Origin of the sequence: Microbacterium resistens (genome assembly GCF_031456305.1) — a bacterium.
Classification (GTDB): domain Bacteria; phylum Actinomycetota; class Actinomycetes; order Actinomycetales; family Microbacteriaceae; genus Microbacterium; species Microbacterium resistens_A.
Genome location: NZ_JAVDUM010000006.1, coordinates 32578 through 44890, shown reverse-complemented (window position 1 = coordinate 44890; position 12313 = coordinate 32578). Strand labels below are relative to the sequence as shown.

The window sequence follows — 12313 nt, the reverse complement described above, 5'->3', positions numbered from 1 at the left end:
AGCACGTCCGGACGTCCACGGTGCCGCTCCGGCTCGCGGGGTCTCGCCTCGCGGGGTCTCGCGCGGCGACCGGTCGGCGCATTCCCAAGATCCCCCGATAGCGTGTGGCCATGCGCCTGACCGCCGACGCCGACCCCGCCAGCTGGATCCCCGTGACCGGATCCCTCGGGTTCAAGGGGCGCCGCCATCGCAAGGCCGCGATCCGGATGCTCCTTGGGCAGACCAACGCGCTGACCGGAGCCGAGGCGAGGCCCGGATCAGGCTTCGCCGCCTGGGCGATGAGCCAGGCCGCCCCGTTCCTCATGCGCAAGGCCGACGGCCGTGTGCTCGTGTGGACCTGGAAGGCGGATCCCGAGCTGATCGTGGCGATGGCGTCGGCGCAGGAGCTCACGCCGCAGGTCCGCACGGCCCGCGCGATGATGCCGATGGAGTACGACGACACCGAGGACTTCCGCAATCCGTACCTCGGCGCGGGCGAGAAGCTCGTGGTGGCCATCCCGCCGTCCCCGCAGACGCCGCCGTTCGCCACCTACACCTGGGACACCGGCACGCACCTGGTCACCCTGCAGGCCGTATGCGCGGACCGCGAGCGTTTCGGCACGGTGATCGGCGCGGTCGACGATCTGGCGCGCACCCTGCGCACCGCCGACGACCTCACCGTCGGCGAGTCCGGCACGGTCCTCCGCCTCCCGCCGGCGTAGTCCCGGGGGCCGGCGGGCCGCTCTGACCGCGAGACTGCATCTGCGTTCCGAGACTGCGCGAAATTCGCGCTGTTTCGAGACGCAGATGCAGTCTCGGCGGCCGGGTGCGCGGGGCGGGCCCGGGTCAGCTTCGGCGGTACTCGACGAGCACGACTCCCGATTCGAAGGCCTCGGCGCCCGTCCTGGTGAACGCCGCCGGCGCGTAGCCGCGCGGGCCGAACAGGCGCACGCCGTCGCCGAAGAGCACCGGGTTGACCTTCAGCACGAGGTGATCGATCTCATCGGCGAGGGATGCTGCCAGCGCTCCCCCTCCGCAGAGCCAGATCCCGGCGCCCGCCTCCGACTTGAGCTCTCGCACGACCTGAACGGCGTCGCGATCGGTGAACTCGACGCCGTCCGCCGGATCAGGGGAACGGCTCGTGAGGACGACCTGGCGAAGATGCCGGTAGGGGCTCGAGACTCCGAAGGGCAGCCCGACCGCATACGTGTTCCACCCCATCAGCACGGTGTCGAACATGCGCCCGTCGGGCACGACGCCGTACATCTCGGCGGCGTGGGACGCGACGGTGTCGGAGTAGCGCTCGTTGATCGCCGACATGTGGTCGCCCTCCGCGAGGAAGGCGTCGAACTCGCCGCCGGGTCCGGCGATGAAGCCGTCGAGACTGACGGCGACGTAGTAGGTGAGCTCTCGCATCGGATCTCCAATCACAACAGGTGCAGTGATTGGAGACTACAACAGGTGCAGTGGTCGCGCTAGTCTGAACGCATGGCGAAGAACGATGCGCGTCGGCGGATGCTGGCCGATGCCGGGATCGCGGTCCTGGCGCGGGAGGGATCCAGGGGGTTGACCCATCGCGCGATCGACGAGGAGGCGAATGCGCCGATCGGGACGGCGTCGAACTACTTCCGCTCGCGCGAGGCGCTGATCTCCGGCGTGTTCGAGCGCATCGGAGAACGACTCGCGCCGACGCCGGAGGACCTCGCCGCGCGCGCCGACCGCCCGCCGAGCAGAGCGCTCTTCGCCGACTACCTCCGCGACATCGTGCGCCGGCTCACCACGGAGCGCGACGTCACGCTCGCCCTCTTCGAGCTGCGGCTGGAGTCCGCCCGCCGCCCGGAGCTCGCAGCATCACTGTCGTCCTGGCTGCGCTCCGGGTTCGACGGCGACGTCGCCTTCAACGAGGCCGCGGGGCTTCCCGGGGGGCGCGCGGAGATCGCGCTCTTCCACTACGCGGTCGACGGCCTGCTCCTCGACCGACTCACGTCTCCGATCGATCCGGACACCTCGACGGACGATGTCGTCGAGTCCCTCGTTGCAGGCCTCCTCCCACCCTCACCCTGACCCGGGCATCCCTTCCTTCTCCCCTCCGCCTGCCTAAGCAGGCTGGAGGTGCACCCTGCGCGGGCTCGTTCCTGCCCTGGCCCGGCCCGTTTCTGCCCCGCCGTGGCACTTTCTGCGGGTTGAGGACATGCTCAACCCACAAGATGTGCCACGGCGGGGCAGAACTTGCGCACGGCAACGCACCGCGGCCCACCACCGCGCAGGGCCTCCGCCCGACGGGTCAGATGTTCACGTCGCCGGCGAGGTTGACCGCGATCCCCATCCCGGCGAGCATCGCGGCCTTCGCCACCAAGGCCTTGTCCGCGGTCTCCGCGTCCGGCGCGTAGACGAGCTGGGCGTGGTTGGCCTTGTGACGCGCCATGAACTGGTCGCGCGTCTGCCCGTGCAGCACCACGTGCGCGATCGGCCACTCGGGGTTGGTCGCCTCCTTGCGCCGACGCGTCTCCTCCTCGGAGAGCTCCACGACCGACCCGCGGAAGAGATCGGCCTGGAGGATCCCGTCGGCGATGAAGACCCGCGAAAGCACGATCTCCCCCGGCTTGGAGACGCCGTTGATCGTCGCGCCCCCCGCCGGGAAGAACACATGCCCCTGGCGCCAGCCCTCGGCGTTCTGCCATCCGCCCAGGTGCGAGCCGGGAACGGACCCGGAGATCTCGTAGACCCAGACGAACCGGCCGTCGACCTCCTCGCCCCAGCGCACGTCGTGCAGCGTGTTGTCGGGCTCAAGCCCCATCGCGCGCCACACGCGGTCGGTCACCAACGCGTCCAGCGCGACCCCCTCGTCCGCCTCGTTGAAGTGCGGGAAGGCGTGGCCCTCGTGCAGGATCCGCGCGCCGTCGCGCGAGGTCACCGGCGGACGGTCGGTGGAGTTGAGCAGCCCCTCGGCGAGGTCAGACGCCGGGACCAGGTCCTTCAGCCCCTGCTGATACTGGATGCCGACCGCATCGAGACCGAAGTCGTCGGCGATGCGCAGCGCGGCGATGTACATCTTCAGCTGCCACTGCACCTGCTCGCGCGTGAGCTCGGTCGTCGCATCCTGCCCGTAGCGGAAGGTCATCCCCCGCCCGATCAGCCAGTCGTAGGCGGCGTCGGCGTCGGCGTCGGTCACCGTCAGCATCTCGGCGTACAGCGCGGACTGCGAGAGCCGCTCCTTGTAGATGCCCGTGGCGTTGAGCAGCTCGTCGTCGAAGATCGCGTTGTACATCCCCATGCAGCCCTCGTCGAAGACGCCGATGATCGCCTTGTCGGCGAGGATCTGCGCGGCGAGCGCCTCGCCGAGCTGCTTCTCGGGCGAGTCGGGGAGCGCGGGGAGCGCACGAACGTGCGAGGCGTCGTGCGTGATGACGCCGGTGCTGGTCCACTCGGCCAGCCCCGCACGGAACCAGTCGTCCGTGAAGTCGACCGACCAGATCGTCGAATAGGGCGTCCCCATCTTCGTCAGCCCGGCGTTCAGGCCGAGGAGACCGACCAGACCGGGCCAGTCCGGCGCGAAGTTCGCGGTCGTGAGGATCGGGCCCCGGTGCGTGCGGAGACCGGCGAGGACGTGGTGGGAGTACTGCCAGTTGGCCGTCGCGACCACGAGCGGCGCGTCCTCGGGGATGTCCTTGAACACCTCCATGCCCATGCGCTGGCTGGAGATGTAGCCGTGCCCGGTCTCGGGATCGACGCCGAACGGGCGCACCACGCTCCAGCCGAGATCCGCGAACGCCGCGGTGACGGCCGCCTCGGTCGCCGCCTGCACCGCCCATCCCGCCACGTTGGCCGACTCCCGCAGGTCGCCGGAGGTGATGAGGTAGGCCGTCTTCGGCGCGGAAGCAGGGCGCACGGTCGGCGCGGGGAATGCATAGGTCATGGAAACCTCCGGTTGATGGATGGAGCGGGTCGCGTCAGTGCGCACGGTGTCTTCGGCGCGCACAGTGTCAGGGGATGGCGGCGACATGGGACTCCCCGGCGCGGAGGCGGACCCCCCGCGCGATCACGGCATCGTCCAGCCGCAGCTCGGCGAGGTCGAGGGCGCCGCCCTCCAGGTGGAGCACGAGGCCGCGGTCGTCGATCTCCACGCGGCCCCAGCCCGTCCCCGTGGTGAACAGGCTCCGGAACGCCTCCCGCCCGGCGCCCTCCCCGGACGCGGATCCGGATGCGGGCGCGGATCCGGACGCGGGCGCGGGCGCAGGTGCGAAGGACAGCGTCCTGGTCGGCGCATCCCACTGCGCCCCGCTCGCGGCGAGGAGCAGCGCCCAGGAGGCGAGCGAGCGGGCGTAGTGGTTGCCGCACTCGATCTCGTTCCAGGGATTGCGGTGGACCCCGTCGTAGCGGGCGCGCAGGGTGCTCTCGACCCGCAGGGCGTCCTCGGTGCGACCGGCGAAGAGCAGGGTCGCTGCCACCTGGTGCTCGACGCCCGTCCACACCTCGTCGGAGTAGACGAACGGGATCGCCGGGCGTCCGCCCTCGGGCCAGGAGGCGAGCAGCAGCCCGCCCTCGTCGTTCACCGCGTAGACGCGCTGGGTGCTCTCGTGCGCCGAGAGGTCCTCCCGGTGGTTGTGCTCCACGATCGCGGCGAGCGCCGCATCGACGTGCGCGGGGGGAAGGATGTGCCCGAGGCCGCCGAGGAACGCGTGGAACTGGCCGAGCAGCTGGTCCGAGAGCACGCCGTCGCCGTACTGGTAGCGGTGGGCGTCCACCTCCTCGATCACCTGCCGGTAGTACGAGCCGTTCCAGAGCACGCCGTCGATCGCCGCGGCGACGTGATCCGCACGCGCGCCCCACGACCGCGCCCTGGCCTCGTCCCCGAGGTGCGCGGCCATGCGCGCTCCCGCCCGGAGCGCGGCGAGGTACATCCCGTTGGCCAGCGGATCGATCCCGTGGAACTCGATGTCGTAGGTGTTGTGCAGCTCACCGTCGAGCAGCCCGTCGCCGTCGCGGTCCCATTCCCGGGCCGCGTACTCCAGTGTGCGGACGGCCGCCGGCCACAGCTCGCGCAGGAAGTCGTCGTCGCCGGAGAAGCGCCACTCGCGGTGCAGCCGCAGGAACGTGCCGAGCTGTCCGTCCACGGCGGGACCGATGTACCACGCGGGGGATCCGAAAAGGCGGTTGCCGCGGAACCGCTGCGCGCCGGCGTCGTCGGTCTCCAACAGGTACTCCGCCCGTCGCGCGCTGCGCTCCAGCGAGGGGAACAGCCAGGCCACCGTCTGCGCGTAGGACCACACGTGCGTGCAGGTCCCCTCGCAGGATCCGCCGTGGTCGAAGGACCCCTCCCAGGCGGCGAAGACCGGGCCATCCCCGAGCTCGGGGGTCGGCGACTCCAGCACGAAACAGGTGGTGGAGCGGACGGCGGCGATGTTCGCCCCGACCGCGTCGGCGATCACAGGGTCCAGCGTCCCGCCGTAGAGCGCGTCGACGAACGCGTCGGTCGCGCTCTCCAGCTCGGGCAGGCTGGCGTGCAGATGGGCGCCGGCCGCCCACGCGTCCGGCCAGAGGGACGCGTAGCGGTTCCGTACGATCTCGTCGCCGCGGGGGTCGTCGAGGATGATGTGGCCGAACCATCCACGTCGGCGGTTCGGGAAGCTCCAGGACAGGACGAACTCGAAGTCCCTCGACTCCCCCGACGCGAGCGTGTGCACGATCCCGAGGGAGCCCGTGCGCACACGGGGGAGCTTGGCGAGCATCTCCTCCTCCGTGAGCGCGGGGGCGTCGGGGTCGGCGTCCCGCTCCGCGAACAGGCCGCGCGGTCTGTCCTCGAGGGTCAGCCGCGGCTCGGGGTCGAGCCGGCCGTCGGCGGTCAGGTCGTCCCAGAACAGGCGGGCGCCGTCGGGCCAGTAGCTCGTGACCCACTGCGGCTTGACGGTGGTCGACCGATCGCCGGTCGTGAGGCTCAGCGTCCCGTACCCCGGGTCGTCCTCGGGGAGATCGATGCCGAAGTCGAGGCCCCGGACGTCGCCCTCCTCCCGCCAGCGCACGCTCTGCGTCGCCCGCATCCCCCACGGCGCGTCGGGGCCGGGCGTCCCGCGACCGGCCGTGTGCGAGACGCTGCCGACGACGGTGACGGCGACCGGCACCCAGCCGGGGTTGGTCACGCGGTAGCGCAGCACGGCCGCGGGGATTCCCGAGGCGTCGGCGTCCAGCGGGACGAGCGGGGTGAAGGCGTGCAGGGAGACCTCGACGGGGAGCACGGCGTCCGCGAAGTCCACGTCCACGACGGGGTACTCGCCGTGCATGGTCGCCGCATCCAGCCGCGGGAGCCCGGCGAGATCGTCGAAGGAGTACCCGGCGTCCCAGTCGCGCCGGCCCGTGACCCTGGCCTCCAGGACGCGGGTCACCGCCGTCCCGTCCTCGGGAGCCGCGTGGATCGCGAAGAACGTGCGGGGGTTCGCGCGGCCCTTGTCCGGGAGGTTCTCGAGCTCCCAGTCGCGGAGCTCTCCCCTGGCGCCGATCGACACGGTGCCGGTGCCGATCCCGCCCAGCGGGAAGGCCGCCCGCTCGGCGGTGTGCGGGATGGGTCGTGCGCGACGGCTCACGATCGGTCCTCCTTCATCGTCGTTCCGGTCGCGCTCGTCGTCGTTCTCGCCCGCTGCTCGGCGGCGAGCTCGTGCACGACGTCCTTGGACCCGGCGTAGAGCCGCACGTAGCGGTCGAAGATCACGTCGTACCGTGCCGTCGCCTCCGGATCGGGCACGATCCGCTCGGCGACCGGGTTCCAGTCGCCGATGTCCGGCGCGCGGCCCGTCGCCGCGGCGCCGGCGGCGAGGAACGCGGCGCCGTAGCTCGCGCCGATGGTCGTCTCGGGGACCTCCTGGGTCAGACCGGTCGCATCCGACACGACCTGCATCCACAGCCGCCCCTGCGTGCCCCCGCCGACCGCGACGATCCGGCGGATGTCGGCGCCGGCCGCGCGCATGGTCTCGACGTTGTGGCGGACCGCGAGCGCCGTCGCCTCGAGGGCCGCGCGGTAGAGGTCGCCGCGTCCGTGCGACAGCGTGAGCCCGGCGATCACGCCGCGGGCGTCCGGATCCTGGATCGGCGTCCGCTCCCCCGCGAAGTAGGGCAGCATCAGCAGCCCGCGGGCGCCGGGGCCTGAGGCCTCCGCCTCGGCCAGGAGCTCGGGATAGTCGGTCGCCGTGAGGTCTCGGAGCCACGCGGTGAGCGCCCCGGAGGTCGCCAGTCCTCCGGCGAGGCTCCGCGTCCCGGCGAACGCCCCTGCCGTCGTCCACATCGACGGCGTGCGGAGGGTCTCGGCGACCGTGGCGACGAGGAACATGGTGGTCCCGTACATCAGCATGAGGTCGCCGAGGCCGTGCGCACCCGCGCTGACCGCCTCCGTCCACGCGTCGACGCTCCCCGTGATCACGGGGGTTCCCACGGGGATGCCCGTGGCCGCGGAGGCTTCGGCGGTCACAGTGCCCGCGATCTCTCCCGCCCATCGCAGCGCGGGCTGCTCGACCGAGGACGCGTAGCGCTGCCACCAGGCGGCGTGCCAGCACTCGCCCTCGATGTCGTAGAGCGGCGAGACCTGGCTCGCGGACTGGTGGTCGAGCACGTAGGCGCCGGTGAGCCGGCGGACGAGCCAGGACGCGGGCATGTACAGCCGGCGGGCCCGCGCCCACTCCTGCGGCTCCTCCTCCCGCACCCAGGCGATCTTCGCCCCGGCGGCCTGCGAGGTGAGCACCGATCCCCCCACCCGCGTGATCGCCTCCAGGCCGAGCTCCTCGGTCATCCGGGCGATCTGTGCCGTGGCGCGCGTGTCGACGCCGTAGAGGATCGCAGGACGGACGGGCGCATCGTCCTCGTCGGCGAGCAGCACGCAGGGTCCCATGCCGCTGACGCCGACCGCGACGATATCGATCTCATCGATACCGTCGCCCTCCTCGCCCGATCGCACGGCGGCTCCCGCGGCGAGGAGGTCGCGGGAGATCGAGACGAACTCGTCCCACCACACCGCCGCGTCCATCTCGACCCATCCGGCATGCGGGCGGCTCACCTCATGGGCACGCACGGCCTGCGCGAGGATCGCGCCGCTCTCGTCCACCAGCACGCCCTTGCTGCTGGACGTTCCGATGTCGACGCCGATGGTGCACCGCACGCGCATCCTCCTCGATCGCTGAGAGACCACTCCACCGTGGACGGCGATCACTCTACGCGAAATCGATTTCAAGAGCAATGCACCCCGGTCGCCGGAGGTGGCGGCCACCGGTTTCAGCGACCGAAGAAACTCGCGATCCCGCGACATGGCCACCGGTCGGTCGATGTGTTGGTCTTCCCCAAGGTGCCGGACAGCGGAATAGTGATATCAGGACCTGTCTGAGTGCTGCGAGGGGCGGACGGTGAAACGATATCTGTGGAGGCGAGCGCTGGGAGTGGCCGCTGTCGCCCTGGTCCCGGCCGGCCTGCTGGTGTACATGCTCGCCAAGATCTTCGACTGGACTTCGTTGGGCACGGGGGTCGGAATGGCGATCACGTGGGCCCCGGCAGCGTTCATCGCCCTGGGTTTCCTGGTGCGCGCGCTCCTCTCCGGAGGGTCTCACGAGCGGGAGGACCTGGAAGACGTCGGCGAGCCCATCAATGACCTGTATCTGGGGCGGACCAGTTCCCCGCCGGTCGCGAGGTCGGCCGACGAGTACTCCGCATTCCCGCCACCGAACGACGTCGGCCCGTAGCGCGAGGCGCGAGCACCAAGGGCCCGCCGTTGTCGCCCTCGAGACAGCATCGTCCTCCACAGGATCGGTTTCACGGAGCTTCTCCACCGATCCTGAAACCACGTCATTCCGCCGCGAAAACCCGTGACATCCTCGGTGCAACGACGCAGGATGGGGGAATGGGCATGAGCGATCCGCAGGTGTGGACGATCATCGGGGTGTTCGCCGCGGCCGTGCTCGGGGGGATGACGCTCATCACCACGCAGTTCAGCCGCGTGCTGCGCGCGGAGATCTCGGGGGTGAACGCTCGCATCGACGCACTCGGTGCCCAGGTCGACGGCCGGATCGAGATCCTCGGCATTCAGGTCAACAGCAGGATAGACATCCTCGGCACCCAGGTCAGCGGGCAGATCGAAGGACTGCAGGGCCAGCTGACCGGGCTGCAGGGCCAGGTCGAGGGACTGCAGGGTCAGGTCAGCAGCATCGACACGCGATTGACCGGCGTCGAGGGCACCGTCGACGAAATCGGCTCTCGCCTGACCCGCGTCGAAGGCAAGGTCGACGACATCGACACCCGCCTGATCCGGGTCGAAGGGAAGACCGACGACATCGACACCCGCCTGATCCGGGTCGAAGGGAAGACCAACGACATCGACACCCGCCTGATCCGCGTCGAGGACACGGTCGCGGGGTTCGACCAGGGCGCCGCGGGCCTCGCCACGAGACCCCGCCGACCCGCCTGAACAATCAGCCGCCACCGGCCGGAGAATGCCGGCCGGAGCGCGGACCGCCGGCTATCGGGAGACGCTCGCGGGCAGCAGTTCGTTGCGGAGCACCACGGTCCTTGCGGGCTGATCGTCGCCGCTGATCCGGTCCAGGAGCATCCTTGCGGCCATGACGCCCATGTGGCGTGCGGGCAGTCGCACGACCGTGACGAGGCTGGGCGAGAGGGTGGTGAACGGGAGCGAGCCGATCACGGCGACACCAACCAGGGGCGGGGTGAGACCGCGCTCGGTGAGCACCTGGATCGCGCCGACCCCGATGAGGTTGTTCCCGGCGACCACGGCGTCGGGGGGTTCCGGGAGCGCGAGCAGCTCCTCCATCACCTCGCGACCGCCGTCGACGCGGAACGAGGAGAACCGGAGCAGCCCCTCCGATGGCAGGTCATGCGCCGCGAGCGCGCGACGCCACCCCTCGGCACGCTCCGCGGCGGTCTCGATGTGCTCCGGGCCGGCGATATGGGCGATGCGTCGATAGCCGCTCTCGATGAGGTTCTCCGTCGCCGAGAGCCCGGCATCGCGGTTGGCCATGACCACCCCGTCGATGTCGTGACCGGTGCTCCGGTCCACGGCGACGACCGGCCTGCCCGTGCCGAGCAGCTCATCGAGGTTCGTGCGGTCCGACGCCGCGGCGACGATCACGCCGGACATGTGCTCGGCGATCGCGATCCGCAGGTACGTGGACTCCTTCTCCACCTGCGCATCCGAGTTGCACAGCACGACCGAGTAGCCCGCCTCCGAGGCGACGTCCTCCACTCCCCGCGCCATCTCGGTGAAGTAGGGGTTCTCGATGTCGGGGATGACGAGCGCGATGACCTCGGAGCTCTGCCTCCGGAGCGTCCGCGCCGTGCGATTGGGCGTGAAGTTCAGCTGCTCGGCGGCCTGGCGCACCGCGGCGACCTTCGCGACGGAGACGCCGACGCCGTTGAACACCCGCGACACCGTGGCAGGCGACACACCCGCCATCCGCGCCACGTCGTAGATCGTCGCCATGTCCCCGCCTCACCGGCGCTCATGCGCCGTCAGGACACCCTATCGCGTTGAAATCGATTGCAAAAGAGGAGCGGGAGCCGCTACAGTGGCCGGACGAGCGGGTCGTCGATCCGCGCCGGCGCGCTGCCGGAAAGAACCCCGACACGAGGACGTGGACGCCCGACATGAGCATTCCCCCTTCCGACCTCTCCTCCCTCGCCGCCCTTCGTCCCGTGCAGACGCGATCGATCTCCCCCGAGAACTTCGACGGGTCCGTCGGTGGCGGCGGTCGCGCGACGGAGGGCACCGGCGCGGACTGCGCCCGGGATCTCGGGCCCGGCTGGAAGATCTCCCCCAGCGTCGACGTCAAGGCCGGCGAGACCCTGGATCTCGCGGCCATCGACGGTGCGGGCAAGATCACGCACATCTGGATCACGACCCACACCGACAACTGGCGCACCCTCATCCTCCGCGCCTACTGGGACGGCGCGGCCGAGCCCGCGGTGGAGGTGCCCTATGGCGACTTCTTCTGCAACGGCTGGGGCGTGTTCGCGCAGGTCACCTCGCAGACGATCGCCGCGAACCCGCACGGCGGCTTCAACTCCTACTGGCCCATGCCGTTCCGCACCGGCGCCCGCCTGACCCTGGAGAACACCTCGACCGTGGACGTGCGCGTCTACTACCAGATCACCTACGAGGTGGGCGGCGATCACGCGGCGGACGGCTACTTCCACGCCCAGTGGCGCCGGTCGAACCCGCTCGAGGAGCTCGTCCCGCACACGATCCTGGAGGGGATCGAGGGTCAGGGCCAGTACGTCGGCACCTACATCGCCTGGGGCGTGAACTCCAACGGCTGGTGGGGCGAGGGGGAGATCAAGTTCTACCTCGACGACGACACCGACTACCCGACCATCTGCGGCACCGGCACGGAGGACTACTTCGGCGGGGCGTGGAACTTCGACGTCCCCGGCGAGGGCTATACGGCCTTCTCCACCCCGTACCTCGGGATGCCGCAGGTGATCCGCCCCGACGGCCTGTACGTCTCGCAGCAGCGCTTCGGCATGTACCGCTGGCATCTGCTCGACCCGATCCACTTCCGCACCGGTCTGCCCAAGGTGGACATCCAGGCGCTCGGGTGGCGCAGCGGGTGGCGCTACCTGCCGCTCCGCGACGACATCGCCTCGACCGCGATGTTCTACCTCGACCGACCGACCGCCCGCCGGCCGAAGAGCCCGTCGGCGGACGACATGGAGGTGCACCTAGGCACCGCCCCCGTGCCCGACATCGGAGCGACGCCGCCGCGCGAGCCCCGAAGCTGAGCCGCGGCCGGCGCTCCGCCCCCCTCGGAGACCCGGTCGCCCCGTGCGCACCCCGCGCACGGGAGGAGGAGCGGATCGCGGGCATTCGCCCGATCCGCTCCTCCTCCGTCTTTCACGTCTCTCAGGCGAAGACGCGTGCGCGCCCCCGGAGCAGCACCCGGTCCACGGCGAAGGCTCCGGCGCCCGTGAAGGCGAGCGCCAGCGCCCCGGCCCCGAGCACCGCGACGAACTCGTATCCGCCCTCGCCGACCCAGAGGCCGGCGGAGAGGTGCACGAGGACGATCGCGCCGATCATGTCGATCGCGAGCAGCGCGGCGACCGGACGGGTGAGCAGGCCGAGGATGAGCAGGATCCCGCCGATCAGCTCGAGGAAGGCGATCCCCGGACCGACGATCTCGGGCAGCGGCGCGCCCATCCCGGCGAAGGCCTGGACGGTCCCCGGGATCGTGAACTCGAAGACCTTCTGCGCGCCATGAGCGGCGAAGACCGCGCCGACGACGACGCGGAGGATGAGCAGGCCGAACGACGTGGTGGGTCGCCCGGTGGTGGTGTTCGTCATGAGGACCGTCTC

At 70.8% G+C, this 12313-nt stretch carries 11 protein-coding genes; 5 read left to right on the top strand and 6 right to left on the bottom strand.

All coding sequences use genetic code 11. From position 1 onward, the window contains the following. The first annotated feature begins 110 nt into the window (after positions 1 to 110). Positions 111 to 701, top strand: a complete 591-nt coding sequence (locus J2Y69_RS08120; RefSeq protein WP_310019408.1) for a hypothetical protein — start codon at positions 111 to 113, stop codon at positions 699 to 701. 124 nt (positions 702 to 825) lie between these two features. Here J2Y69_RS08120 and J2Y69_RS08115 read toward each other — a convergent pair whose 3' ends face one another. Then, complete coding sequence (locus J2Y69_RS08115; RefSeq protein WP_310019406.1) at positions 826 to 1395, bottom strand: dihydrofolate reductase family protein; 570 nt, start codon at positions 1393 to 1395, stop codon at positions 826 to 828. 72 nt (positions 1396 to 1467) lie between these two features. On the opposite strand from J2Y69_RS08115, the gene J2Y69_RS08110 reads away from it, so the two are divergent. Then, positions 1468 to 2043, top strand: coding sequence for a TetR/AcrR family transcriptional regulator (locus J2Y69_RS08110; RefSeq protein ID WP_310019405.1), 576 nt, complete (start codon positions 1468 to 1470; stop codon positions 2041 to 2043). 220 nt (positions 2044 to 2263) lie between these two features. On the opposite strand, the gene J2Y69_RS08105 is transcribed toward J2Y69_RS08110, so the two are convergent. The 3 genes from J2Y69_RS08105 to J2Y69_RS08095 form a co-directional block, all read right to left on the bottom strand. Beyond that, on the bottom strand, positions 2264 to 3895 hold the full coding sequence (locus J2Y69_RS08105) for a fucose isomerase (protein ID WP_310019403.1): 1632 nt from the start codon (positions 3893 to 3895) through the stop codon (positions 2264 to 2266). A 67-nt stretch (positions 3896 to 3962) separates the two neighbouring features. Further along, the gene (locus J2Y69_RS08100; RefSeq protein ID WP_310019401.1) at positions 3963 to 6557 is read right to left on the bottom strand and encodes a GH116 family glycosyl-hydrolase; all 2595 of its coding nucleotides are present in this window, start codon (positions 6555 to 6557) and stop codon (positions 3963 to 3965) included. After that, a complete protein-coding gene (locus J2Y69_RS08095; RefSeq protein ID WP_310019400.1) occupies positions 6554 to 8125 on the bottom strand; it encodes an FGGY-family carbohydrate kinase in 1572 nt (523 codons plus the stop codon). Before J2Y69_RS08095 ends, J2Y69_RS08100 begins: the two co-directional genes overlap by 4 nt. A gap of 235 nt (positions 8126 to 8360) precedes the next feature. Between J2Y69_RS08095 and J2Y69_RS08090 the strand changes: the two genes are divergently transcribed. Continuing rightward, complete coding sequence (locus J2Y69_RS08090) at positions 8361 to 8693, top strand: hypothetical protein (RefSeq protein ID WP_310019398.1); 333 nt, start codon at positions 8361 to 8363, stop codon at positions 8691 to 8693. Between the two features lie 224 nt (positions 8694 to 8917). Beyond that, a complete protein-coding gene (locus J2Y69_RS08085) occupies positions 8918 to 9415 on the top strand; it encodes a hypothetical protein (RefSeq protein WP_310019396.1) in 498 nt (165 codons plus the stop codon). 51 nt (positions 9416 to 9466) lie between these two features. Here the strand turns inward: J2Y69_RS08085 and J2Y69_RS08080 are convergent, their stop codons facing one another. Next, complete coding sequence (locus J2Y69_RS08080; RefSeq protein WP_310019395.1) at positions 9467 to 10444, bottom strand: LacI family DNA-binding transcriptional regulator; 978 nt, start codon at positions 10442 to 10444, stop codon at positions 9467 to 9469. A 164-nt stretch (positions 10445 to 10608) separates the two neighbouring features. Between J2Y69_RS08080 and J2Y69_RS08075 the strand changes: the two genes are divergently transcribed. After that, positions 10609 to 11742, top strand: coding sequence for a glycoside hydrolase family 172 protein (locus tag J2Y69_RS08075; RefSeq protein WP_310019393.1), 1134 nt, complete (start codon positions 10609 to 10611; stop codon positions 11740 to 11742). Positions 11743 to 11863: 121 nt separating this feature from the next. Here J2Y69_RS08075 and J2Y69_RS08070 read toward each other — a convergent pair whose 3' ends face one another. Continuing rightward, the gene (locus tag J2Y69_RS08070; protein ID WP_310019391.1) at positions 11864 to 12301 is read right to left on the bottom strand and encodes a DoxX family protein; all 438 of its coding nucleotides are present in this window, start codon (positions 12299 to 12301) and stop codon (positions 11864 to 11866) included. Between the last annotated feature and the right edge of the window lie 12 nt (positions 12302 to 12313).

What these genes read in the sequence shown, in the direction of transcription:
- J2Y69_RS08120 (WP_310019408.1), top strand. Translation starts at nt 111, where the DNA reads ATGCGCCTGACCGCCGACGCCGACCCCGCCAGCTGGATCCCCGTGACC.
- J2Y69_RS08115 (WP_310019406.1), bottom strand. Translation starts at nt 1,395, where the DNA reads ATGCGAGAGCTCACCTACTACGTCGCCGTCAGTCTCGACGGCTTCATC.
- J2Y69_RS08110 (WP_310019405.1), top strand. Translation starts at nt 1,468, where the DNA reads ATGGCGAAGAACGATGCGCGTCGGCGGATGCTGGCCGATGCCGGGATC.
- J2Y69_RS08105 (WP_310019403.1), bottom strand. Translation starts at nt 3,895, where the DNA reads ATGACCTATGCATTCCCCGCGCCGACCGTGCGCCCTGCTTCCGCGCCG.
- J2Y69_RS08095 (WP_310019400.1), bottom strand. Translation starts at nt 8,125, where the DNA reads ATGCGCGTGCGGTGCACCATCGGCGTCGACATCGGAACGTCCAGCAGC.
- J2Y69_RS08085 (WP_310019396.1), top strand. Translation starts at nt 8,918, where the DNA reads ATGACGCTCATCACCACGCAGTTCAGCCGCGTGCTGCGCGCGGAGATC.
- J2Y69_RS08080 (WP_310019395.1), bottom strand. Translation starts at nt 10,444, where the DNA reads ATGGCGACGATCTACGACGTGGCGCGGATGGCGGGTGTGTCGCCTGCC.
- J2Y69_RS08075 (WP_310019393.1), top strand. Translation starts at nt 10,609, where the DNA reads ATGAGCATTCCCCCTTCCGACCTCTCCTCCCTCGCCGCCCTTCGTCCC.
- J2Y69_RS08070 (WP_310019391.1), bottom strand. Translation starts at nt 12,301, where the DNA reads ATGACGAACACCACCACCGGGCGACCCACCACGTCGTTCGGCCTGCTC.